27 protein-coding genes and 4 tRNA genes are annotated in these 19,789 nt (G+C 65.9%); 14 read left to right on the top strand and 17 right to left on the bottom strand.

Features of this window, described 5'->3' with window-relative positions:
• Nucleotides 1-32: 32 nt before the first annotated feature.
• Nucleotides 33-965, bottom strand: a complete 933-nt coding sequence (locus A5750_RS09355) for a catalase family peroxidase (RefSeq protein ID WP_067262254.1) — start codon at nt 963-965, stop codon at nt 33-35.
• 17 nt (nt 966-982) lie between these two features.
• Nucleotides 983-1,780: an SDR family NAD(P)-dependent oxidoreductase gene (locus A5750_RS09360; protein ID WP_197505392.1), complete on the bottom strand. Its 798-nt coding sequence runs from the start codon at nt 1,778-1,780 to the stop codon at nt 983-985.
• Nucleotides 1,781-2,010: 230 nt separating this feature from the next.
• Between A5750_RS09360 and A5750_RS09365 the strand changes: the two genes are divergently transcribed.
• The 3 genes from A5750_RS09365 (at nt 2,011) to A5750_RS09375 (ending at nt 4,955) form a co-directional block, all read left to right on the top strand.
• On the top strand, nt 2,011-2,541 hold the full coding sequence (locus tag A5750_RS09365; RefSeq protein WP_369829483.1) for a hypothetical protein: 531 nt from the start codon (nt 2,011-2,013) through the stop codon (nt 2,539-2,541).
• A gap of 69 nt (nt 2,542-2,610) precedes the next feature.
• Nucleotides 2,611-4,170, top strand: a complete 1,560-nt coding sequence (locus A5750_RS09370; RefSeq protein ID WP_066950185.1) for a long-chain-fatty-acid--CoA ligase — start codon at nt 2,611-2,613, stop codon at nt 4,168-4,170.
• Nucleotides 4,171-4,178: 8 nt separating this feature from the next.
• Nucleotides 4,179-4,955, top strand: coding sequence for an MBL fold metallo-hydrolase (locus A5750_RS09375; RefSeq protein WP_067262452.1), 777 nt, complete (start codon nt 4,179-4,181; stop codon nt 4,953-4,955).
• Here A5750_RS09375 and A5750_RS09380 read toward each other — a convergent pair.
• Nucleotides 4,950-5,789 (bottom strand): enoyl-CoA hydratase/isomerase family protein, encoded by an 840-nt coding sequence (locus A5750_RS09380; protein WP_067262256.1) that lies wholly within the window; start codon nt 5,787-5,789, stop codon nt 4,950-4,952. The genes A5750_RS09375 and A5750_RS09380 overlap by 6 nt on opposite strands.
• 55 nt (nt 5,790-5,844) lie before the next feature.
• Nucleotides 5,845-6,138, bottom strand: a complete 294-nt coding sequence (locus A5750_RS09385; RefSeq protein ID WP_067262258.1) for a hypothetical protein — start codon at nt 6,136-6,138, stop codon at nt 5,845-5,847.
• 129 nt (nt 6,139-6,267) lie between these two features.
• Between A5750_RS09385 and A5750_RS09390 the strand changes: the two genes are divergently transcribed.
• Nucleotides 6,268-6,558, top strand: a complete 291-nt coding sequence (locus A5750_RS09390) for a hypothetical protein (RefSeq protein ID WP_156664305.1) — start codon at nt 6,268-6,270, stop codon at nt 6,556-6,558.
• Between the two features lie 188 nt (nt 6,559-6,746).
• A complete protein-coding gene (locus tag A5750_RS09395) occupies nt 6,747-7,727 on the top strand; it encodes an NAD(P)H nitroreductase (RefSeq protein ID WP_067262267.1) in 981 nt (326 codons plus the stop codon).
• A 37-nt stretch (nt 7,728-7,764) separates the two neighbouring features.
• Here the strand turns inward: A5750_RS09395 and A5750_RS09400 are convergent.
• Nucleotides 7,765-7,836: transfer RNA gene (locus A5750_RS09400), tRNA-Val, on the bottom strand.
• 182 nt (nt 7,837-8,018) lie between these two features.
• Here A5750_RS09400 and A5750_RS09405 point away from each other — a divergent pair.
• From A5750_RS09405 to A5750_RS09420, 4 genes are all read left to right on the top strand, one after another.
• Nucleotides 8,019-8,091, top strand: a tRNA-Gly gene (locus A5750_RS09405).
• Between the two features lie 27 nt (nt 8,092-8,118).
• Nucleotides 8,119-8,192, top strand: a tRNA-Cys gene (locus A5750_RS09410).
• 13 nt (nt 8,193-8,205) lie between these two features.
• Nucleotides 8,206-8,280: transfer RNA gene (locus A5750_RS09415), tRNA-Val, on the top strand.
• A 238-nt stretch (nt 8,281-8,518) separates the two neighbouring features.
• Nucleotides 8,519-8,854, top strand: a complete 336-nt coding sequence (locus A5750_RS09420; protein ID WP_197505393.1) for a hypothetical protein — start codon at nt 8,519-8,521, stop codon at nt 8,852-8,854.
• A gap of 106 nt (nt 8,855-8,960) precedes the next feature.
• Here A5750_RS09420 and A5750_RS25790 read toward each other — a convergent pair whose 3' ends face one another.
• The gene (locus A5750_RS25790) at nt 8,961-9,134 is read right to left on the bottom strand and encodes a hypothetical protein (protein WP_156624693.1); all 174 of its coding nucleotides are present in this window, start codon (nt 9,132-9,134) and stop codon (nt 8,961-8,963) included.
• Nucleotides 9,135-9,645: 511 nt separating this feature from the next.
• Nucleotides 9,646-9,978: a hypothetical protein gene (locus tag A5750_RS25795; protein ID WP_156664307.1), complete on the bottom strand. Its 333-nt coding sequence runs from the start codon at nt 9,976-9,978 to the stop codon at nt 9,646-9,648.
• A 175-nt stretch (nt 9,979-10,153) separates the two neighbouring features.
• Here A5750_RS25795 and A5750_RS09425 point away from each other — a divergent pair, with 175 nt between their 5' ends.
• Both A5750_RS09425 and A5750_RS26070 read left to right on the top strand, forming a co-directional pair.
• Nucleotides 10,154-10,345, top strand: coding sequence for a hypothetical protein (locus tag A5750_RS09425; RefSeq protein WP_067262271.1), 192 nt, complete (start codon nt 10,154-10,156; stop codon nt 10,343-10,345).
• A 59-nt stretch (nt 10,346-10,404) separates the two neighbouring features.
• Nucleotides 10,405-10,704, top strand: a complete 300-nt coding sequence (locus A5750_RS26070) for a hypothetical protein (protein ID WP_082959077.1) — start codon at nt 10,405-10,407, stop codon at nt 10,702-10,704.
• Nucleotides 10,705-10,786: 82 nt separating this feature from the next.
• Here the strand turns inward: A5750_RS26070 and A5750_RS09430 are convergent, their stop codons facing one another.
• The 6 genes from A5750_RS09430 to A5750_RS09455 all read right to left on the bottom strand — a co-directional run bounded on the left by A5750_RS09430 (nt 10,787) and on the right by A5750_RS09455 (nt 14,206).
• Nucleotides 10,787-11,287 (bottom strand): hypothetical protein, encoded by a 501-nt coding sequence (locus A5750_RS09430; protein WP_082948090.1) that lies wholly within the window; start codon nt 11,285-11,287, stop codon nt 10,787-10,789.
• A gap of 104 nt (nt 11,288-11,391) precedes the next feature.
• Nucleotides 11,392-11,583, bottom strand: a complete 192-nt coding sequence (locus A5750_RS09435) for a hypothetical protein (RefSeq protein ID WP_067262272.1) — start codon at nt 11,581-11,583, stop codon at nt 11,392-11,394.
• Nucleotides 11,584-11,799: 216 nt separating this feature from the next.
• Nucleotides 11,800-12,249: a hypothetical protein gene (locus A5750_RS09440; RefSeq protein ID WP_067262274.1), complete on the bottom strand. Its 450-nt coding sequence runs from the start codon at nt 12,247-12,249 to the stop codon at nt 11,800-11,802.
• A 129-nt stretch (nt 12,250-12,378) separates the two neighbouring features.
• On the bottom strand, nt 12,379-12,609 hold the full coding sequence (locus A5750_RS09445) for a hypothetical protein (RefSeq protein WP_066950214.1): 231 nt from the start codon (nt 12,607-12,609) through the stop codon (nt 12,379-12,381).
• Between the two features lie 89 nt (nt 12,610-12,698).
• Complete coding sequence (locus A5750_RS09450) at nt 12,699-13,442, bottom strand: hypothetical protein (RefSeq protein ID WP_067262281.1); 744 nt, start codon at nt 13,440-13,442, stop codon at nt 12,699-12,701.
• A 416-nt stretch (nt 13,443-13,858) separates the two neighbouring features.
• A complete protein-coding gene (locus A5750_RS09455) occupies nt 13,859-14,206 on the bottom strand; it encodes a DUF732 domain-containing protein (RefSeq protein WP_066950220.1) in 348 nt (115 codons plus the stop codon).
• A gap of 644 nt (nt 14,207-14,850) precedes the next feature.
• On the opposite strand from A5750_RS09455, the gene A5750_RS09460 reads away from it, so the two are divergent.
• Together A5750_RS09460 and A5750_RS09465 are read left to right on the top strand one after the other, a co-directional pair.
• On the top strand, nt 14,851-15,063 hold the full coding sequence (locus A5750_RS09460; protein ID WP_067262284.1) for a hypothetical protein: 213 nt from the start codon (nt 14,851-14,853) through the stop codon (nt 15,061-15,063).
• 55 nt (nt 15,064-15,118) lie between these two features.
• The gene (locus A5750_RS09465; RefSeq protein ID WP_066950226.1) at nt 15,119-16,039 is read left to right on the top strand and encodes a cation diffusion facilitator family transporter; all 921 of its coding nucleotides are present in this window, start codon (nt 15,119-15,121) and stop codon (nt 16,037-16,039) included.
• A 34-nt stretch (nt 16,040-16,073) separates the two neighbouring features.
• Here A5750_RS09465 and A5750_RS09470 read toward each other — a convergent pair whose 3' ends face one another.
• The 4 genes from A5750_RS09470 to A5750_RS09485 form a co-directional block, all read right to left on the bottom strand.
• Entirely contained in the window at nt 16,074-16,415 is a 342-nt protein-coding gene (locus A5750_RS09470) for a DUF732 domain-containing protein (RefSeq protein WP_066950229.1), read from the bottom strand.
• Nucleotides 16,416-16,496: 81 nt separating this feature from the next.
• Entirely contained in the window at nt 16,497-18,005 is a 1,509-nt protein-coding gene (locus A5750_RS09475; protein ID WP_066950231.1) for a sodium:alanine symporter family protein, read from the bottom strand.
• 138 nt (nt 18,006-18,143) lie between these two features.
• Nucleotides 18,144-18,461, bottom strand: a complete 318-nt coding sequence (locus A5750_RS09480; RefSeq protein ID WP_066950234.1) for a DUF732 domain-containing protein — start codon at nt 18,459-18,461, stop codon at nt 18,144-18,146.
• Nucleotides 18,462-18,520: 59 nt separating this feature from the next.
• Nucleotides 18,521-18,913 (bottom strand): DUF732 domain-containing protein, encoded by a 393-nt coding sequence (locus A5750_RS09485; protein ID WP_231989161.1) that lies wholly within the window; start codon nt 18,911-18,913, stop codon nt 18,521-18,523.
• 51 nt (nt 18,914-18,964) lie between these two features.
• On the opposite strand from A5750_RS09485, the gene A5750_RS09490 reads away from it, so the two are divergent.
• Nucleotides 18,965-19,711, top strand: coding sequence for a Clp protease N-terminal domain-containing protein (locus A5750_RS09490; RefSeq protein ID WP_067262291.1), 747 nt, complete (start codon nt 18,965-18,967; stop codon nt 19,709-19,711).
• Nucleotides 19,712-19,789 lie beyond the last annotated feature (78 nt).

Raw genomic sequence — 19,789 nt, forward strand, 5'->3', positions numbered from 1 at the left:
GCAAGCGGGCGACCGCCGGTTGCGTTCCCCCGTCAGGCGGGCGGCGCTTCGGCCCCGCGACCGACGCCGGTGCGCAGCTTGACCGACGCCGAATAGGCCAGCGTCCGGAAGTGCAGCACCGGGTCGTCGGAGGGCTCGATGCCGTCGGTGACACGCATCGGGTCGAAAACGACGATGTCGCCGCCGTGCTCGCGCTCGGTCTCCAGCCCGGTGATCTCGATGGTGCCGACGGTCGCGATCTGCGTGCTCTGCCAGGGCGCCGACGGATCGACCGTCGAGTCGGTGGGCCCGGCGATCTGCACGCGATATCCGAACCGCACCGGCCCGCTCTCCAGGCGCGTGTTCAGCTCGTCGGTGAGGAAGTCCGCCCCGTTGCCGTGGGCGGCCGACGCCGATAGGAAGTTCTCCGCGGCGGCCGGAACCAGGTGATAGCGAACGAATCTGGCGCTGCCGTCGGCGGCGACCCAGCGGAAGGCGTGCAGGCCGTGGTACTCGACGGTGGCGTAGCTCGCCGGAATCCTGTTGGCGTCCCGCACCACCGGCAGCGCGCCCAGCAGCTTCGGATGGGTGAGGAAGTATTTGGCCATGCGCAGGGGTGTGGTCAGGCCGGGTCGCATCGCCTTGAGCAGATCGACGAACCCGTCGGGTGTGCTGGAAACGAACAGGCGTGCGGTCTGCGTCGACACGTCGGTGGTGGAGCCGTCGGGCAGGGTGAACTTCACCGCCATCCCGCGGATGCCCGGCACGTTGTCGCGCTGTTTGGGATTGCCTGCGCCGTTGGAGAAGCGGATCAGCGCCGGGACCGTCGAGCCGTCGAGATGCTTTGCGCGCGTGAGCATGAGGGCGTCGGGCGTCGCGGTGAACGTGCCGCGGTAGAGCGTGCCTTTGGCGTGCAGCGCGCGGCAGCCCGGCTGCGCACCGCCGGTGCCTCGGATCGCCTCGATCGCCTCATCGGGAGTGACCATGCGCGAATCTTAAGGCGCTAGGAGGGAAAGCCGAAGAGTTTGACCACACCGTGATCGCGACCGGCGGTGTAGCCGCCGTCGACGGCGATCGCCTGGCCGCTGACGAACGAGGCGTCGGGCGACAGCAGGAATGCCGCCATGGCCGCCACCTCCTCCGGCTGGCCCAACCGTTGCAGGGCGTGTTCGGAGGTGATGGATTGCAGCGGGCCCTCCATCCCCGGGAGACCGAACACGCTTTGCGCCATTGGTGTTTCGATAAAGCCCGGGCAGATGGCGTTCGCCCTGATGCCGCTCGGCCCGTAGTCGAGCGCGATGTTCTTGGTGAGCAGCACGACGCCACCCTTGGCCGCGTTGTACGAACTTCCGCCCGCGGTGCCTTCCAATCCCTCGACGCTCGCGACGGTCACCAGCGAACCGCGTTCCCCGCCGACGCGGGGTTGCTCGATCATCCGGGCCAACGCCGCCTTCGCGACCAGGAAGGTGCCGGTGAGGTTGATCCCGATCACCCGATCCCACTCGGTCCGGTCGAGCAGGTGCACCGGGCCTCCCCCGGCGACCCCGGCGGCGTGCAGGACGCCGTCGAGGCGGCCGGGCACGGCGGCCAGCACCTCGGCGATCGCGGCTTCGTCGGTCACGTCGGCGGTGACGAATTGGAACCGGGGACCGAGGTCCGGCGCTGCGACCAGGTCGGCGCCGATCACCGTGCCGCCCTCGGCCAGTAGGCGCCTCGCGGTCGCCAGGCCGATTCCCGACGCGGCGCCCGTCACGACGAAGGTGCGCGAGCCGGCCCGGTCGGGGTTCACCATGGCAGTCATGTTGGCACACCGCGCCCCCGCGCGAGGGGGAACTCCGGCGCGGCGCTTTTCCCGGCTTTCCTCGATAAGGAAGGGCGATCAGCAAATAGCGGCCCAATCTTGGACACCGCGCGCCTTCCGGGGAGATCGTAGAACCAGCGGGCGAATCCCCTTTTTGCCCCCGGACCAGGAGCCAGCGCATGCGTTCGTCGATACTCGGGCCAATACATCCCAAGCGGGTCGCCGCCGCGATGGCCGTGGCCACCGCAATAACGGCGGCGACCGTCCTGATCGCCACCGCCGAACCGCCTCCTGTGCGGCTCGCATCGGCCGAGCCGATCGCTGTTGCCGACGGCGTCTCGGTCGCTCCGGCACCCGGGTGGGTTCTCGGGCACCGCGGTCCGAATTGGGTGGCACTCAGCAATACCGACGGCAGCGCGCAACTACGAGTGGCGGTCAAGCAGGCCGGCAGTACGGATGTCGGCGCGGTCCTGCAGGACGACATGAATCAATACGCATCCGCGTCCGGCCTGGGCAATCTGAGGAACTTGGCCGCACCCGATACGCAACCGCTCCAGAGCGCCAGCTTTCAGCAACAGGCTTCAGTGGATTACACCGCCGATGTGCCGGCAGCAGAGGGACCGATTCCCGTCCTCGGCACCTTCACCGAGCTGCTGAACACATCCAACCAACGGTCGGCCTTCATCGACTTCCGACAGAACAACAACGCGACTCCTCAGGCCGTCGACGACGGCGCGATGATGATCCGATCGATGGAATGAGGGCCGCCGTGGCGTGCGCGGCCGCGACCGCGTATCACAGACTGGAGCAAATCGACCTCGGAGGAGTTCATGCCACCAGCCGACACCACGGCGAACACGACGGAGACGCTCGCCGGATTCGTCGACCGGCACGCGCGCCAGCAGCCCGACGCCATCGCGATCCGCTACGGCGAAGGGCAGTGGTCCTGGGCGGACTGGGCCGCGCGGATCCGGCGCGCGGCCGGCGCGCTGCGCGACGCCGGTGTGCAGCGCGGGCAGTGCGTGGCCGTTCTGGACAAGAACCACCCCGCCTGCCTCGAGGTGCTGTTCGCCGCGGCGTCGATCGGCGCGGTGACGACCGTCGTCAACTGGCGCATCGTCGGCGATGAACTCGTCCACGTGCTCGAGGACAGCGGCGCGCGGCTGCTTTTCGTCGGCGCGGAGCTGCAGGCCGCGGCCGAGGCGGCCGCCCAACGAGCGCCGGGCGTGCAGCGCATCGTCGTGGTGGGCGACGAGTACGAATCGCTGCTGGACGCGGCGGCGCCCACGGACAGCGACGCTCAGGTCGACGGGAGCGAGACCGCGCTGGTGATCTACAGCTCCGGCACCACGGGGCGGCCGAAGGGCGTGCTGCTGAGCCAGCGCGCGCTGGTCAATCACGCGGCGAACCTGGCGCCGGCGTTCCCGTTTGACGACGGGGACGCGAATCTCGTCGCCATGCCCCTCTTCCACGTGGGCGGAATCGGCTACGCGCTCTTCGGTATTCGGGCCGGCGTGCCGACGATCATGACCCGCGAGCCCGACGCCGCCGCCCTGATGGGCGCGGTGCGGTCCGGCGCGACCCACGCGTTCTTCGTCCCGCCGGTGATCGCCCGGTTCCTCGACGCCGGCGAAGCGGCGCACGCCATGTTCGCGGGCCTGCGCTACATCGTGTACGGGGCCGCGCCCATGCCGTTGCCCCTGCTGCATCGGGCGCTGTCCACCTGGCCCGAAACGCGTTTCGTGCAGGTGTACGGGCAGACGGAACTGTGCGGCGCGGTCACCGCGCTCAGCGACGCCGATCATCGCGATTCCGCCCGCCCACACCTGCAGCTGGCGGCCGGAAAGGCGGTGCTGGGCACCGAGATTCGCGTGGTCGATCCGGAGACGGGTGCCGAGCTGCCGGCCGGGGAGCCGGGCGAGATCTGGGTGCGGAGCAACCAGAACATGAGCGGTTACCTGAACCGGCCGGAGGCGACCGCCGAGACGATCACCGACGACGACTGGGTGCGCACCGGTGACATCGGCCGCCTGGACGCCGACGGCTATGTGTACATCGAAGACCGGCTCAAGGACATGATCATCACCGGCGGTGAGAACGTGTACGGGCCCGAGGTGGAAAGCGTGCTCATCGAGCATCCCGCCATCGCCGACGCCGCGGTGATCGGCGTGCCCGACGACTTCTGGGGGGAATCGGTCAAGGCGATCGTGGTGGCCACCGGCGAGATCGATCCCGACGACGTCATCGCATTCTGCCGTGAGCACCTGGCCGGCTACAAATGCCCGCGAACCGTGGACTTCGTGGAATCGCTGCCCCGCAATGCCAGCGGAAAGATCCTCAAAACCGAGCTGCGCGAACCGTATTGGCGCGACCGGGCCCGGGGGATATGAGCGCCTTGGTGGACGCGCAGCGGCGCGCCTGCGCGATCAGTGTGCTGGGCGGCCCGACCACGGTCGTCGACATTGCGGGCCGCCGGATCGTGATGGACCCGACGTTCGACCCGCCCGGGGTGCACGCGTACCTGACCAAGCTCACCGGGCCCGCCGTGCGCGCCGACGCACTCGGCCCGGTGGACGCGGTGTTGATCAGCCACGACCAGCATCCCGACAACCTCGACGACGACGGCCGCCGGATGGCCCTGGCCGCGCCGCTGGTACTCACCCATCCCGGCGGTGCCGGCCGGTTGGGACCGCCGGCAGTGGGGCTGGCACCCTGGCAGACGCATGAGCTCTCCGGATCGCTTGCGGTGCAAGCTGTTCCGGCGGTGCACGGCCCGGCCGACGGGCAGCGCGACGAAGGCGGCCACATCAACTGCGAGGTGACCGGCTTCGTGCTGTCCGGGGCCGGGCTGCCCACCGTGTACCTCAGCGGCGACAACGCCTCGATGGCGGCGGTCAAGGACGTGGCCGACCGGGTGGGCGCCATCGACGTGGCGGTGCTGTTCGCCGGGGCGGCCAGCGTGCCGACCAAGGAGCGCGGGCGGCCGCTGACGCTGACCGCGGCGCGCGCGGCCGCCGCCGCCGAGGTCCTGGGCGTCCGGGTGGTGATACCGGCCCACGTCGACGGCTGGGCGCACTTCAGCGAGGGCGTCGACGAGTTCGCCGCGGCGTTCGATCAGGCCGGGATCGGTGACCGGTTGCGGGTCGCTGCCCACGGGGAGTGGATCGACTTATAGCCGCCCCTCGGCGCGCAGGTCCGGGTGCACCCAGTCGGGCGAGCGGCGCTCCTTGAAGGCGCGGAAGCCTTCCCGCGCCTCGGCGTCGCTCAGGCTGCTGGTCATGCCGATGCGGTCGTAGAGGCCCAGGTAGCTGTCGATGCTCGACTTGATGACGCCGCGGGCGCGCGGCGCGGTGCGGCAGCACTGCGCCAGCAGGTCTTTGGCAGCGTCGAGCAGGCTTTCGTGCGGCACGACGCGGGTGACCAGGCCCCAGTCCAGGGCCTCGACGGCGGTCAGCACCCGTCCGGTGAACATCAGGTCGCGGGTGCGCACCGGCCCGATGACCCGGGTGAGCATCTGGCTGTAGTAGGTGTCGGCGTACCCGCGGAACAGCTCGGGCACGCGGAAGGTGGCCCGGTCGCTGACCACCGACAGGTCGCTGCACAGCGCGATCTGGAACCCGCCGCCCTGACACAGGCCATTGACCGCCGAGACGATCGGCTTGGCCGACGTGCGCACGGTGTCGAACGGGGTGACGTCCATGCCCAGCGCGCCGCCGAAGGTGATCCAGTTGTCGGTGGCTCCCCCGCCGCCCATGTCACCTCCGGGCGCGAACACGTCTCCGGTCCCGGTGATCAGCAGCCCGGCCAGATCGGGATCCTCGTTGAGACGCCCGACGGCGTAACGGATTCCGAAGTACATCGCGGGCGTCAGCGCGTTACGCGCTTCGGGACGGTCGATGGTGCACACCGCGATCGACCCCTGACGCTCGAAGGTGAGGTATGGCGTGCCGAGCCAATCCCCCTCGGGCGGGCGGGGGGCGTCATGCGAGTTCGGGGGAACCTGGGCCACGGGACTCCTCTACGTCGGTCGCTACTGTCGCACTTACAGTAGCGGCGGCGGCCGCTTAGAGATACGCCAGCGTGGCCGTCCCGGTGGTCGCGGCCGCGTCGGCGATCACTTCGGCCAGTTTCACCTGCAGCGTGGCCGTGGCATCCCCGACCGGCTTGTCGCAGGATCGGCAGCTCGTTTTGAATTGCGGCTGGTCATCCTCGTCCGGCCAGAACCGGCGCGCCCCCACCATGGCGCCGGGATCGTACTGAACAGCCTGGTGCGGGGCGTCCTTGAGGATCCTGCCCACGGGATGGCCTTGCGGACACTCGAGTTTCAGCGTGCCGACGCCCTCTTGATTGCCGATCATCGTCCACCATCCTTTGCGGAGTTCTCTTGAATCCCAGCATCGTTCATAGCTGAGGGCAACACGTCTTCGAGCGAGAGGCCGGCCGTGCAAAGGTTTGCTGATTATTTTGCGTTGTACCCGGGTACCCAGGTGACCGTGCGTTTCTTTTCCGTTGCTGCGGCGGTCGGCATAGCCATCGCCACTCTGTTGGCCGCACCGGCTCGCGCCGACTTGAGCGGTTACGGAAATTGCGTGGGAAGCGTTACGGAAGTCCCGTTGTGGGAACACGACTCCCAAAACCAGCAGCTCATTGGCGTCGTTGAGCAGGACCTCAATTCTGGTGTATCGCCCGCTGCCGAAGCGCAGAAGGTGTCGCGTATGGGGTTCGACCCGCGCTTGGCCAATCGGATTGTGGAGTGCGTTATCCAGGAGCACCCGTAAGCCCTGGCGAATAGCCGCTCGGCTCCTCCCATGAGCGCGTGGCCAACCATCCAGACGAGGCGCCACCGCGTCTTTACGGCGGCGTCCCCGCGGTCATCTGGACCGTTCGCAATCGTCATATCGAAACTCGGCCGACAATAGGCTTGAGAAGTGGAATGCTCGGTGCCAGGACAAGAATTGAGGTCGAAATGCCAGCCGCCATGGCGGACACCGAACTCCTCGAGGACGCGGTGCGGTCAGCATGCCGCGCGCCGTCACTGCACAACAGCCAACCCTGGCAGTGGGTGGCCGGCGGCCGTCAGCTGGATCTTTTTCTTGATGCAAACCGGGCGATGGTGTCCGACCGGTCCGGCCGGGAGGCGCTGATCAGCTGTGGCGCCGCGCTCGATCACCTTCGAGTGGCACTCGCCGCTGCGGGGTGGCAAGCCCGGATCTCGCGATTCCCCGACCCGAAGGATCCGAACCATCTGGCGTCCGTCGACTTCACCCCGGCGGAGAACGTCACCGACGAAGAACGGCGTCGCGCCTCCGCGATCTGGGCCCGCCGGACCGACCGATTGCCGTTCATCGCGCCGATGAACTGGGAGGCGTTCGAGCCGTCGCTGCGGGGTGCCATCGACAACGATGCCGTCCATCTGGACGTGATGGCCGACGACGCGCGCGGCAGGCTGGCACAGGCGTCGTGGGTGGCCGAATCGGTGCGCCTCTATGACACCGCCTATCAGGAGGAACTTCGTTGGTGGACAGCGCCTTTCGAGGCCGCTGAGGGCATTCCGTACAGTGCGCTGGTGTCGCCGGCCGAAAGGGAGCGCGTCGACGTGGGGCGGACGTTCCCGATGACGCATAACCTTGAACGGCGCACCGACATCCCCGCCGACGAGTCGACGATTCTGATGCTGTCCACCGACGACGACAGTCAGCTTGGCGCGTTGTTGTCCGGCGAGGCGCTCTCCGCGGTGCTACTGGAATGCACGGTGGCGAACCTGGCCACGTGCCCGGTCACTCACGTCACCGAGCTCAAAGTCACGCGCGAGATGATTGCGGACCTGCTGGAAGAGGGCAGGCGGCCGCAGGTCCTGGTCCGTGTGGGTGTGGCGCCCGCGGCGGCCGAACCACCCAAGCCAACGCCGCGTCGACCGCTCAGCGAGGTTTTGCGGCTGCGGGGTTGAGCACCATTCGCGCCCGCTGTGCCTGCGTCTTTACTTGTGGTCCCGGCTGGGATCGAACCAGCGACCTTCCGCGTGTGAAGCGGACGCTCTCCCACTGAGCCACGGGACCGGCGCCGAGAGGCGAACGACGTCGAAGATTAGCACGAGCCTGGCCTCGACAGTACCGGCCGCCTGCGCGTCATCGGTACGCCGCGATAGCCTAGACGCGGTCCGTACCAAGAAATTTGTATGTGCCCGCTCACGTCGACTATCGTCGTGCTTCGCACCGGGCGACGATCTCGTCCGGGGCGCGCGGATGTAGCGCAGTTGGTAGCGCATCACCTTGCCAAGGTGAGGGTCGCGGGTTCGAATCCCGTCATCCGCTCGAAGGTGCAAGTGGCATCAATCCAGCGGTGGAGTGGCCGAGTGGTGAGGCAACGGCCTGCAAAGCCGTGCACACGGGTTCGATTCCCGTCTCCACCTCCAGCTTTTGACCCCGGCGCGATTAGCTCAGCGGGAGAGCGCTTCCCTGACACGGAAGAGGTCACTGGTTCAATCCCAGTATCGCGCACCAGAGTTTTTGCAGGTCAGGATCTATTTTAGGGCTATGCCCTGGCCGCTCGGCGAGCTTCGCGATCAGTGACGGCTGCTTGAGGGCGGCGTCAATAGTGAGCAGGCGCCCCCTGCCGACCAGTTATGGCATGCCATCCACCCCCGCACAAGGGAAAGTGTCCCTTTTCGGTGTTCCTGGTTGCTCCAGGTCTATGAATGCAGCCCGAAGGACGGGCCGCGACGACCTAAAGGAGATCATCATGAAGAACACCACCCGCAAACCGACTCGCATCCACTACGCCGCCACGCTGTTTGGCGCGCTGGCCATAGCCGCATTGGCCCCTGCCACCGCCTACGCCGAGCCCAACGGGTCAACCGGCTCGAGCAGCGGATGCCACTACACCGACCCTGACGGCTACGACATCCCGATCGACGAGGGCCAGGGCGTCATCGTCGGAGGCAAGCTCGTCACCTGCACCGGCGGGAAAATCGTCGTCAGTGCTGCGCCGGCACGCACGAATCCCCACCGGCCGGTCGCACCGCCCAATCATGCTCCGGTTCTGACCCGGAAAGTGCAAGCCTCGCAAACACACTGAGGCCGTCATTAATTAGCCCAGCGTTTCGGGCAGCAGTAGCCGTGTGTTCTGTCGCCGGCGACAACGAGCCAGATGGGCTGTGCATCATCAAGGACGGACAACTTCTTCAGTTATCGGGTGGGTATTCCCAGATGTTTGTGTGGTTCAACTCGTGATGATGCACGCACACCATCTGCTTGCCCTGCCCGTCTGTGGCGGGTGGTGCGCCCAGCGGGCACTGGTCACCCGGCGACGGCGCCAGCGGTGCGAACACCAGCGCGGCGATCATTGCGAACTTCATACCAAAGACACGATGTCAGCGAAGGATTTGTTCGCCGTCAGCCCCAGTCGATCACGTGCCGACGTGGGAGGGCGGACGACCACCTTTCGACACCAGCGTCGTCGGTGTCGGCCCGCTATGCCCTGTTGGTGATACGCCGACGCAACGACGAGTGTTACGTGGCGCCGTCCTCCCGAGCGCTGACCTCATGCACCAAGTCGGTTCTCGACGTTGCGGGCTTCTTTCCTGGCCGGGTTCATGGGACTGTCGCCGCCGCGAAACTGCATGTGGCGCTTGCGATGAGGACATTTGGGTTGGGTCAATGCACTGGCCCTTGAGCCGGGAAGTCCTCTGAGACGGCTTATCTGAGCCCGCGTAGCGCCCCTTCGCGGTATCGGTCTGGCCGTGGCGGCAGGTAGATCGAGGTGCAGCCGGGTTTGACGTGTGCGGTGAGCCGCCCCCGAGAGGTTCGGGGGCTCGCGTCACCGCTCGGCCGCCTGCTGGGCTTCGCTTGCACCCTGCGGCCAACCCACTACTTCGGGTGGTTGCGGGCTTCCTCGTAGCGGGCTGAGGCCACCAAAGCCACGCTGAGCAAAACCAGCGATGGCACGAACACGAACGGGTACGCGGCGACCGCGGCCAACCCGATGATCACGCTCGGCACCGTCAGCGCCAGCGCGGCCGTGGGATGCCGGCCGCTCAGGTTCACAATTCTCGTCAGCGCCGCGAGCGCCTCTGCCGCGCGCGGCGCATGATCCGGACACCGACCGTACGAGTAACGGGTTTGTAGGCCGCAACCCATGCAGGTGCGCCCGTACGAGTAGCGGGTTTTGAGGCCACAACCCATGCAGGTTTGGGTGGTCATCCGCTCATGGTCTCATCGCCTCCAGCGGCGTTCGCGGCTGGCACGTGCGTCTGCGGTCCCATCCTTGAACCACGTTCTCAGGGGCAGTGAGCTTCTCGCCCTGATGGTGCGGCTGACGCTGGATGATGATTGACAAGCTGATCCCAGACACGCCCACGACAGGCAGAATGCGCGCGTGAACGCGAACTCCGGCTGCGCCCGGGCCCTCTACACACTGATGGCTGTGCTGTTCTTGACCCTCTTCGTGCTGAATGTCTGCACCCACGGCACGACGCTGGGCCTGATCAGTAACGGGGGCCTCGCCGTGTTGATGAGCTACCTCGCCTACCGAGCCTGGTTCGGCAAGCGCCAGATAAACCGGCGCTAGACGGCCTGATGTCTCAATTCAGGTCTTCCGCGAACGCGCGAACGCAGCGATAATGCAGCATGCGTTTCATCTATGTCGCCGCGGCGGTCGGCATAACCATCGCCGTGCCGATGGGGGCGTCGCCGGCTCACGCTGACACCGGGGTCAATGGTTACGTTCAATGCGTGGGAGGCGATGCGAAGCCCCCGCCGCCGGGGGTAAATGCAGAAGATTGGTTTCCCAGCATTCATGTCATAGCGACGGATATCGATGGTGGAGTGCCTTCTAACCAGGTAGAGGCGAGATTAGTGGAAATGGGAGTCGCGCCGGCCGACGCCGTTAAACGAGTGCAGTGCTTCATGGCCAACCGGCCGCATTAGCGCGCCCGCCGAAATCGCCGGCAAAACACGACTCACCGTTTGAAATACGTTGTGCGTCAATGCTTTTGGGCGAATTTGAACTTCACACGCGCTCGGCCTTCATGTCCATGTCGATGGTGCCCTGGCACGGCCCGCTCAAGATGTCGGTGTGCATGACCCCGTCAAGCGACCCGTCGGGTTGCGGCGTGTAGCGCACGGTGGCTCGCGCCGGACTCCATTGGATCGTCGTGTCGGGCATCATGCAGTCCCACTGAAAATCATTGGTCTGCGACCAGGCCGTTCCATCCCACGTGAACTGAACCGGCTGTGGAACAGTCGGGTTGCTGGGCGGAGGGCCACTGATGATTGTGGCGACGCATTTTCCGTTCGTGCAGCTCGAGCGGAGACCGTAGGTCTCGGTGTGCTGCCCCTCAGGGTCGCCGACCGCCATGCTGGTCCCGGCCTTCGGCCCAACCATGAACGTGATCGCGTACTGGCCGTTCCAGGACGGGTTGTCGGCGAAGGCTGTCGGGGAAAGTGACAGGGCGATCGGGAGCGACGCCGCGGATAAACCGACGAACATTTTCAAGCGGTCCGAGGTCATCGTTTCTCCTCTGAGTCCGTGACCATTTCCCCAATGGTCGTACCCAGAGTTATCGGCGACAAGCATTTTGGCCGATTGTCTAGGCGTCCCCGTGGATCCTCGCCTTACCAACCCCACTCGTCAGGATTCAGGACATCCACCGTGAGATCGTTGTCAGCGGGGGCTTTGGTCCCGTAGGCAAAGCTGAGCAGGGTGCGGCCGTCGTCAAGCGGCTCAGTCGCGACGACGGTGGCATGCCCGATCTTCATCCGGATCTTGTCCCCGGGCTCCAATTCGTCGACACGCTTCAGGGGCATGCTCGACCTGTCAGCGGCATTGAAACTGGAAACCCCGCGGATACCGTGGCCATCACCGCCATCCTCCCACGGTCCGCAGGACGCCCACGGCCGCGCGGAAGGCGTGTCCAGCTAAGGAAATTGGGAGGCCTGACCTGTCGGTGACCTCCGGTTTTCCCGGCGCGCATCCCTCAGTTCTCCACCAGGTCGGGATGGCCTCGCAGCGTCTAGCGGCACCTAATCCGAGGACTTGTCGGAGTCGTCGGAGTCGTCGGACTCATCGGACTCATCGGACTCATCGGACTCATCGGACTCATCATCGTCGTCTTCATCGTCGTCTTCATCCTCATCTTCGTCGTCATCGGAGTTTTTCGACTCCTTCGACTTCTTCGACTCCTTGTCCTTGGAGTCCTTGTCCTTGGAGTCCTTGTCCTTGGAGTCCTTGTCCTTCGAGTCCTTGTCCTTCGAGCCCTTGTCCTTCGAGTCCTTGTCCTCGTCGGAATCGTCGGACTTGTCTGAGTCGTCGAGCTTGTCGGCGAATTTCGTCAAGAGCCCCGCAAGTTTGCGGGCCTCATCAGAGTCCAGCGAGTCGTCGAATAATTGCTCGTCGTCCTCCGAGACGCGCTGGAGGTAAACCGCGTTGTCTTTGATGCCGACGTCCCACCGGCCGCCCTCTTGACGAACCATTTGCTGCCGCCTTCCGACTAGTGACCTGATCGCACAACCGACGCGTCCCGGCGCGTTACTGCGTTGTTTACCCACTTGTGCCGGTAACGCCTCACTCGTGGGGGCCCAAATCGACCTAGTGCATCGTTCTTACGGTGCGATCGGCCGCTTGAAGAAGCAGGCGACAGAGAAGGCTCCGCGGTGGTCGGCGTCGAGTCCGACCATCTCCCACCCCAGCCGCCCCAGCTCGTCGGCCCTCAGCTTCATCTCGTCCATGGCGGTGTCCCCCTCCCGGTAATCCCACGTGTATTCCCACTGCTGCGGATACCACTTGCCGTCGGCGGCCAGCCACCAGCCAGGGCCCGGCGAAGGATTGTTCATGGGGTCGTGAGTACCACAGGCCGCGGCGTCTCCGGAACGGGTGTTGTCCCCGGCGGAGTCCAAATGCCGGTGCGCCTCGGCCTCAGCGCCTACGGGGCATACGCCCAGCCGAGAAAGATGTTTTGCGAATCGTTGGGGCTTGGCCTTATTTCCCGAATGTGCGGCGGAGTGAAGTAGTTGGCGGTGAGGTACTGACCGTTGCCCTCGCTAAGCATGACGTGCCCGGTGCCGTGGTCGAATCCCGGATTGCTCGTAAAAACGAGCGCCCCTTCCGGAATGTTGTCGGCGTTGGTATGGATCTGCCCTTTACGGTTGAAGTCGTTGAAAGCATCCATCGCCGACGGATATCTGAACGCACGGTTGTAGGCCTGCTCGACGAATGCCTCGCATTGGACCGTGTTATTGGGGTCAGCCGCCATTTGGTCGCGAGCCCACGCCAGAGCATGGGCGGCCTTGTCGTCGCCGGCAGCGGAAGCGGGCGCTCCCCCGCCCCCGCCGCAGTCCGGACCGAGGGCGTCGAGCGTGCGCGTGTCCACGTCGACATCGGCGACGTAATGGCCGTCGGTTGTCTTGTACCAGAGGCTGTCCCAGCCCCCATTGGCAATCTGGTAGCTGAAGAAGCCCTTCACCGGGTCGCCCGCGGCGTGACACACGAGAGTGAGGACCTGGCCGGCGTTGTAAACGCCTTCTTGGCCCGCCTTCAAGTTGGGGCCGTTCATGCGGTTCGTGGTCTGCGCTTTGACGGTCGCAGTCGTCTCCGCGTGAGCCGGCGCGGCAGCGGGCAGACCTAACGCAAAAACGGCTGCCGTCGCGACCGCGATTGCTGCTTTCATTGCCCGGTCTTTCTGCCACGTCCCTATGAAATTGATCGGGACGCTACACCAGCAGCAAACGTTATGTGTTTGAAATGGTAATAAGAACTCGAGCGTAATTCCTTAAGGAAACTAGCGCTCATCAGCGAGCAACCGGCGACGTTATCCCGAACGAACCTCAAGGGAGTTAAATCTCGGCGACCAACGGCCGCCATTCCCCCCTGCCCTTCTCCGAAAGGGGCGATCGCAACGAGCGGCCAGTAGGCCCCTAGTCTCCAACCACGGCCCAGGGTCGACTGACTCAGCTCCGCGGGTTCCCTCCGCGAACACGCGTCGGCGGCGCACCGCGTGAACCTACTTCTCAGGCAAGCGATTTCGCGCTTTAGCCAGCCGGCGCCTTCGTAACGAGTCGGGCCACCCCCCGGCCCGGGAAGCCCTCAGCAGTGCGCGGCCCAGCACCGCTGAAGCGGACAATAGGTCGCATGCGCGATGCTCACCATGGACTGGACGTCGCCCAGCGTCACGTTCCTCGGATCCAAGTCGGCATGCACATTCTGAGCGATCTGCTCGTAGGTCCAGCCCCACCCGAGATCGTCACAGACGAGGCGCCCCATCCCGGTCAGCGCGGCGTCGTGGTCCGGCGGCCAACTAAATCCCGCGGCGCGCAGTTGGGCGAGGTAGGCGTCGTCGGCGGGATCCGCGACGGCAATCGCAGCGCTCGCGAACAAGGCCGCGATTGCCATGACGGGGGCGACCAGTCGCGCACGCCAACGAGGTAGCGGCATGGATCCACTTCCTTTCTCACGCCGGCGACGAGGCCGTCAGGGCCGGCTCCAATGCGGGAGGAATACGAAGAATAGGAAGTGCAGGAAAAATCCAGCTTATGGGAAGCTGAATAATCGGATTTGCGGATGCCAATCGCCGGGCCCCCGATTAGTGGGCCACTGGTCACGGTGCGGGCGGCGGAGGCGGTGGCGGCGTCCATCGCCGTCCGTCGGTGGTCCACCCGCAGGGCAGCCAGTTCAGCTGGGGGCCATCGAACGTCAGGCATTTGGGCGTGCCGGGCGGCGGCGTGGGACCCGGCGACGGCTTGTCAGCGTGAGCGGTGGCCCCGCTGAGCATTAGTGCCCCAACGGCCACAAATATCGCTGCCGACTTCCTCATCGCGATTCCGGTGAATGGGGATCCACCAAGGCGATTGTCGCTAGCCTTCGGCCTGCGCGTTCACGCTATGAATTCTAGCCGTGCGGTCCTGCTAAAGACCTGGAGAATTCCTGACAATCGGCGGTGACGCGAGCCGAAGTCAATGGGAACCAACCCCTACGCCTACCGGCCGGCTGAATGCGCGATGACATACGCCACTCGGGGCCACGCACACTCAACCATTCTGCGCTGCAACGGCTTTCGTCAGAGGAGTACAGTCACGGGCATGAATTTGGTGGAGTGGCTGAGGACCCCGCACTATCTGCGGACGCGTTTGATGATGGAACGACAACCGATAAGAAACGTCGAGATAGAAACCGTGTTCCTCGAAATCTCCCACCGTGACGCGCGGCTGCGGTTCCCGGTCATGCTCATGCTGCTGCCGAGGCGTAATCGCTCACCGCGGGAACAAACCCCCCACCTCGATCAGGACAAGTGACCCAGGGCGCCAGCGAGGGATGCGGTGCCGGCTCTCGATCGGGCATGCTTGCCCTATGCACCTCGTCAACGGCGTCCGTGACCCCGCGGCAAGTTTTCCTCTCGACACCGTCACCGACGATGCGGCCGAGCGCCGGCAGGCCAACCGGGCTGTCGCCGTCAGCGCCGTCGGCCTGGCGCTGACCGGGCTCATCGAATTGGCCATCGCGCTGCTGTCCGGCTCGGTGGCATTGCTCGGCGACGCGTTGCACAACCTGTCGGACGTCTCCACCAGCGTCCTGGTGTTCGTCGGCTTTCGGGCGTCGCGCAAACTGCCCACCGAGCGCTACCCCTACGGCTACGAACGCGCCGAGGACCTCGCCGGAATCGGTGTGGCACTGGTCATCTGGGGCAGCGCCGCCGTCGCCGCCTACGAGAGCATCAACAAGCTGCTCCGGCACGGCGGCACCGAATACGTGGGCTGGGGCATCGCCGCGGCCATCGTGGGAATCGCGGGCAATCAGCTGGTGGCACGCTACAAGTTGGCGGTGGGCAAGCGGATTCGCTCGGCGACCATGGTGGCCGACGCCAAACATTCCTGGCTGGACGCGCTGTCGTCGGCCGGGGCAATGCTGGGGCTGATCGGGGTGGCGCTCGGCTGGGCCTGGGCCGACGCGGTCGCCGGGATCGTCGTCACCGGATTCATCTGCCACGTCGGCTGGGAGGTGACCGCCGACATTGCTCACCGCCTGCTCGACGGCGTGGACCCCGACATCATTACGACCGCCGAGGCCCTCGCCGCCACGGTGCCGGGCGTCACGCACGCGCACGCCCGGGCCCGGTGGACCGGCCGGACTTTGCGGGTCGAGGTGGAGGGCTTCCTCTCCCCCGAGACTCCGCTGGCAGTGGCCGAACGGACAGGCCGTCTGGTTGCCGCCGCCCTGGCGCCGAAGATCCCCGAGATGCACAACTTCACCTGGACGGCGCGGGCAGCCTGAGCGCGCTCAGCCACGGCGGAACAACTCCGCGTAATCAGTTGCCGGGTTGACCCTCGGGCTTGGGACCACGGTCTTCGCCGGTTATGTACTTCGGGCAGTAGTGGGCAGAAGCCAGGTACGTGAACTTGGCCGCGCTGGCACCCTGGAAAGCCGGATTCTGGTTGCGGAGTTGCGTCACGATCTCGGCGGACGACTGACCGTCGTCGAGCAGTTCACACACCGACTTGGCGATGGTGACCGCGTTGCCGCCGTCCTGGTAGGTGAGACCGGCGTCTCGCAGGTCTTTGAGGAAGTCCTGATCGTTGTCGATGTCGGCATACGCGGGCGCGGCCAGGCCGATTGCGGCGACGCTCGCCAGCACCAGTAGAAATCGCATAACGCAGCGATTGTCGCAGACCTGTTGGGGAATGGCACCTCGCCGGGCAAACGGCGGGTGAACTCTCCCCCGGCCCCCCGGCTATGCCGCGGGCGCGCGGGAGAAGCGCAGCGCGGGGCGGCGCAACGTCAACGACTCGGGCAGCGCCCCGACCTGCCGGCGCTCCGCGGGTTCCCAGATGTCGCCGTCGAGGACGCCGGGCAGGCCGGCCTGGCTGGCAATGAAAACCGGCGCGACGCCTTGCACGAACTGTCGGTGGTAATCCTTGAGCGCCGCGAACGCCCACTTCCCCAGCAGGCAGATGGTGAGCAGGTTCGCGATGGCCATCACCGCCATCGTCAGGTCGGCAAGCGCCCACACCAACGTGAGCTTGGCCAGGGCCCCGAAGATGATCGACAGCAGCGTGACCACCTTCAACAGATTGGCCGCCAGGCGCCGGCCACCCAGGTAGAACAGATTGGCCTCGGCGACCACGTAATTGCTCAGCACCGAGGCGAACGCGAAGACGAACACCACCGCGGTCATCAACACCGTGGTCCACGAACCGAGATCGGCGGCAACCGCCGACTCCGTCAGGCTCGCACCGGCAATCGCTCCCAGCCGGGCCGGGTTGTAGGTTTCGGGACCCGACAGCAGCACGATGAATGCCGTCGCCGTGCAGATCACCATCGTGTCGACGAACACGGCGAGCGACTGAATCAGCCCCTGTTCCACCGGATGTGCCACGGTCGCGGCTCCGGCGATATTGGGTGAGCTGCCCATCCCTGCCTCACAGGCGAACAGGCCGCGCTTGACGCCGGTGAACATCGCGGCGAGCGCACCCCCCGCGAAACCGCCTGCCATTTGCCGGATTCCGAACGCCCCGCCGATGATCTCCTTGACCACCGTCGGCAGTTCGGTGATGTTGACCGCCACGATTCCCAGCGCGAGCACCGTGTACACCAGCGCCACCACCGGAAGGACCGACCCGGCGAACTGGGCGACCCGTCGCACGCCACCGAAGAGCACGGGCGCCGCCAGCACCGCCAAAATGGCTGTCGTCCAACCGACCCCGATGCCGTGTGACGATTGCAAGACCCCGCTGATCGCGTTGGTCTCCACCATGTTGAACGCGGTGGAGAACGTGAGCACCAACAGCATGGCGAACACGACGCCGCCCGCGCGTGACCGCAGCCCGCGTTGGATGTAGAACGCGGGACCGCCACGGAAGGCGCCGTCGTCCGAGCGGACTTTGAAGATCTGGGCCAGGGTGGCCTCGATCACCGCGGTGGCCATGCCGACCGCTGCCACCACCCACATCCAGAAGACGGCACCGGGCCCGCCGACGGTCAGCGCGATCGCGACACCGGCGATATTGCCGGTACCCACGCGCGAGGCGAGACCCACGCAGAACGCCTGGAAGGACGAGATCCCGCCGTCGTGGTGGTGCGCTCTCCGGAGCTGGCGAAGCATGCGGCCGAAGTAGCGGATCTGAATGAACCGGGTGCGCACCGTGAAATAGATGCCGCCGCCGATCAGCAAATAGATCAAGATGTGCGTATTGAGGATGTTGCTAAGGGGTTCGACCAACTGCTGCTGAAGGAAGTCCAAACCCCTGCTTCCTTTCGACTACGGCCGCGATCCGTCGCCGAAATGGTATGGGCGAATTGTTGATTACAGGTTTCGTTCACCCGCCGTTAGCGAGCGGATATGTAAAAAGCGCATCACATTTCCCCACCGGGCCCACCCCTAGGAGGCGGCGGTGGGCGCCGAGAGCGCTTGGGGGCAATAGGAGTTGGCGGCGATAGCGGCGAACCGGGTGGCGTCGTCCCCCTGAAGCCCCCGATTGAGCATCTGGATCATCCGGACGACGTCGGCCAGATTCGAGCCTTCGCTCACCAACTTGCACACCGACCTTCCGGAGGTTATCGCCTGTTCGGAATCCGAATAGGTCAGGCCGGCCGCGTGCACCGTGGCGAGGAAGGCGTCGTCGTTGCTGTCGGCGCGCGCGGGGCCGGCCAGGCCGATCGCGGCCGCAAGGCCGAGCAGAGTCAGAAGTAGCCTCACGGCTCACAGATCGTTCCAGAGCTGGCGACGGTCCGCATCTCGTGGCGCGGATCGGTCGCTCAGGAGCTGGCGGTCGCGGTCGTCGTGGTGGTCGACGAGATCGCGTCCGGACAGTAGGCGCTCGCCGCGATCGCGGTGAATTTCTCCGCCTTCTCCTCGGTCAGTGCGGCCGCCTTCGATGTCATCGCCTTCGCGATATCCGCCATCGCCGTGCCGCCGCCGGCCGCCGAGCACACGTAGTGGGCGGCCTGGATAACCTGCGCCGGATCGTTATAGGTGAAGCCGGCCGAATTCAGCGACGCGAGGAACGCGTCGTCGGTGTCATCGGCGTGCGCGGGAACGGCCAAGCCAATCACGGCCGCAACACTGGAAATCGTCAGAACAAGCTTCATAAATTCGAAATCGTCCCAGACGCGCGGGCGGTTCGCCGCTGGCGAAACAATTTTTAACAATCGTCAACCACTGGTTGACAGCTCCAGGGTCGTCAACCTATCGTTGACGGCATGCCGGACCCGACCCGCATCGCCTATCCCGTCCGCCTCGACGAGCTGATCGACGCCATCAAATCGGTGCACGCCGACGCGCTGGATCAACTGGCCGACGCCGTGCTGGCCGCCGAGCACCTGGGCGAGGTCGCCGACCACCTCATCGGGCACTTCGTCGATCAGGCCCGCCGATCCGGGGCGTCGTGGACCGACATCGGCAAGAGCATGGGCGTCACCAAACAGGCCGCTCAGAAGCGGTTCGTGCCGCGCGCCGAGCCGGCCACTCTGGACCCCGAACAGGGCTTCGGCCGCTTCACCCCGCGGGCGCGCGGCGCCGTGGTGGCCGCCCAGAACGCCGCGCACGAGGCGGCCAACAACGAGATCACCCCCGAGCACCTGCTCCTCGGTCTCCTCGACGATCCGGCCGCCCTGGCCACCGTGTTGCTGCACCTGCAAAAGGTCGACACCGAAGCACTGCGCGCCGCGGTCGAGCTGCCCCCGCCCAGCAGCGGGACTCCCGACCTCATCCCGTTCAGCGGCCCGGCGCGCAAAGCCCTCGAGCTGACCTTCCGGGAAGCACTTCGTTTGGGCCACAACTACATTGGGACCGAGCATCTGCTGCTGGCCCTGCTCGAGTTGGAGGAAGCCTCCTCCGACGAGGGACCGCTGCGCCGATGCGGTGTCGACAAGGCCCGTGTGGAGGCCGATTTGATCAAGGCGCTGGAATCGCTCGCCGGCGGCAAGACCGACCACGCGGACGGCTGATCGGGTGTGGTCTGACCCCTCCCGGCCGCCTCACCGCGTGTGCGATCATTCGATGGTCCCCTTCCAAGGGTGCTAGGA

It is taken from the genome of Mycobacterium sp. 852002-51613_SCH5001154, assembly GCF_001667425.1.
Classification (GTDB): Bacteria; Actinomycetota; Actinomycetes; order Mycobacteriales; family Mycobacteriaceae; genus Mycobacterium.

What these genes read in the sequence shown, in the direction of transcription:
- A5750_RS09355 (WP_067262254.1), bottom strand. Translation starts at nt 965, where the DNA reads ATGGTCACTCCCGATGAGGCGATCGAGGCGATCCGAGGCACCGGCGGT.
- A5750_RS09360 (WP_197505392.1), bottom strand. Translation starts at nt 1,780, where the DNA reads ATGACTGCCATGGTGAACCCCGACCGGGCCGGCTCGCGCACCTTCGTC.
- A5750_RS09365 (WP_369829483.1), top strand. Translation starts at nt 2,011, where the DNA reads ATGGCCGTGGCCACCGCAATAACGGCGGCGACCGTCCTGATCGCCACC.
- A5750_RS09370 (WP_066950185.1), top strand. Translation starts at nt 2,611, where the DNA reads ATGCCACCAGCCGACACCACGGCGAACACGACGGAGACGCTCGCCGGA.
- A5750_RS09385 (WP_067262258.1), bottom strand. Translation starts at nt 6,138, where the DNA reads ATGATCGGCAATCAAGAGGGCGTCGGCACGCTGAAACTCGAGTGTCCG.
- A5750_RS09395 (WP_067262267.1), top strand. Translation starts at nt 6,747, where the DNA reads ATGCCAGCCGCCATGGCGGACACCGAACTCCTCGAGGACGCGGTGCGG.
- A5750_RS09420 (WP_197505393.1), top strand. Translation starts at nt 8,519, where the DNA reads ATGAAGAACACCACCCGCAAACCGACTCGCATCCACTACGCCGCCACG.
- A5750_RS25790 (WP_156624693.1), bottom strand. Translation starts at nt 9,134, where the DNA reads ATGAAGTTCGCAATGATCGCCGCGCTGGTGTTCGCACCGCTGGCGCCG.
- A5750_RS25795 (WP_156664307.1), bottom strand. Translation starts at nt 9,978, where the DNA reads ATGACCACCCAAACCTGCATGGGTTGTGGCCTCAAAACCCGCTACTCG.
- A5750_RS26070 (WP_082959077.1), top strand. Translation starts at nt 10,405, where the DNA reads ATGCGTTTCATCTATGTCGCCGCGGCGGTCGGCATAACCATCGCCGTG.
- A5750_RS09430 (WP_082948090.1), bottom strand. Translation starts at nt 11,287, where the DNA reads ATGACCTCGGACCGCTTGAAAATGTTCGTCGGTTTATCCGCGGCGTCG.
- A5750_RS09435 (WP_067262272.1), bottom strand. Translation starts at nt 11,583, where the DNA reads ATGCCCCTGAAGCGTGTCGACGAATTGGAGCCCGGGGACAAGATCCGG.
- A5750_RS09440 (WP_067262274.1), bottom strand. Translation starts at nt 12,249, where the DNA reads ATGGTTCGTCAAGAGGGCGGCCGGTGGGACGTCGGCATCAAAGACAAC.
- A5750_RS09445 (WP_066950214.1), bottom strand. Translation starts at nt 12,609, where the DNA reads ATGAACAATCCTTCGCCGGGCCCTGGCTGGTGGCTGGCCGCCGACGGC.
- A5750_RS09450 (WP_067262281.1), bottom strand. Translation starts at nt 13,442, where the DNA reads ATGAAAGCAGCAATCGCGGTCGCGACGGCAGCCGTTTTTGCGTTAGGT.
- A5750_RS09455 (WP_066950220.1), bottom strand. Translation starts at nt 14,206, where the DNA reads ATGCCGCTACCTCGTTGGCGTGCGCGACTGGTCGCCCCCGTCATGGCA.
- A5750_RS09460 (WP_067262284.1), top strand. Translation starts at nt 14,851, where the DNA reads ATGAATTTGGTGGAGTGGCTGAGGACCCCGCACTATCTGCGGACGCGT.
- A5750_RS09465 (WP_066950226.1), top strand. Translation starts at nt 15,119, where the DNA reads ATGCACCTCGTCAACGGCGTCCGTGACCCCGCGGCAAGTTTTCCTCTC.
- A5750_RS09470 (WP_066950229.1), bottom strand. Translation starts at nt 16,415, where the DNA reads ATGCGATTTCTACTGGTGCTGGCGAGCGTCGCCGCAATCGGCCTGGCC.
- A5750_RS09490 (WP_067262291.1), top strand. Translation starts at nt 18,965, where the DNA reads ATGCCGGACCCGACCCGCATCGCCTATCCCGTCCGCCTCGACGAGCTG.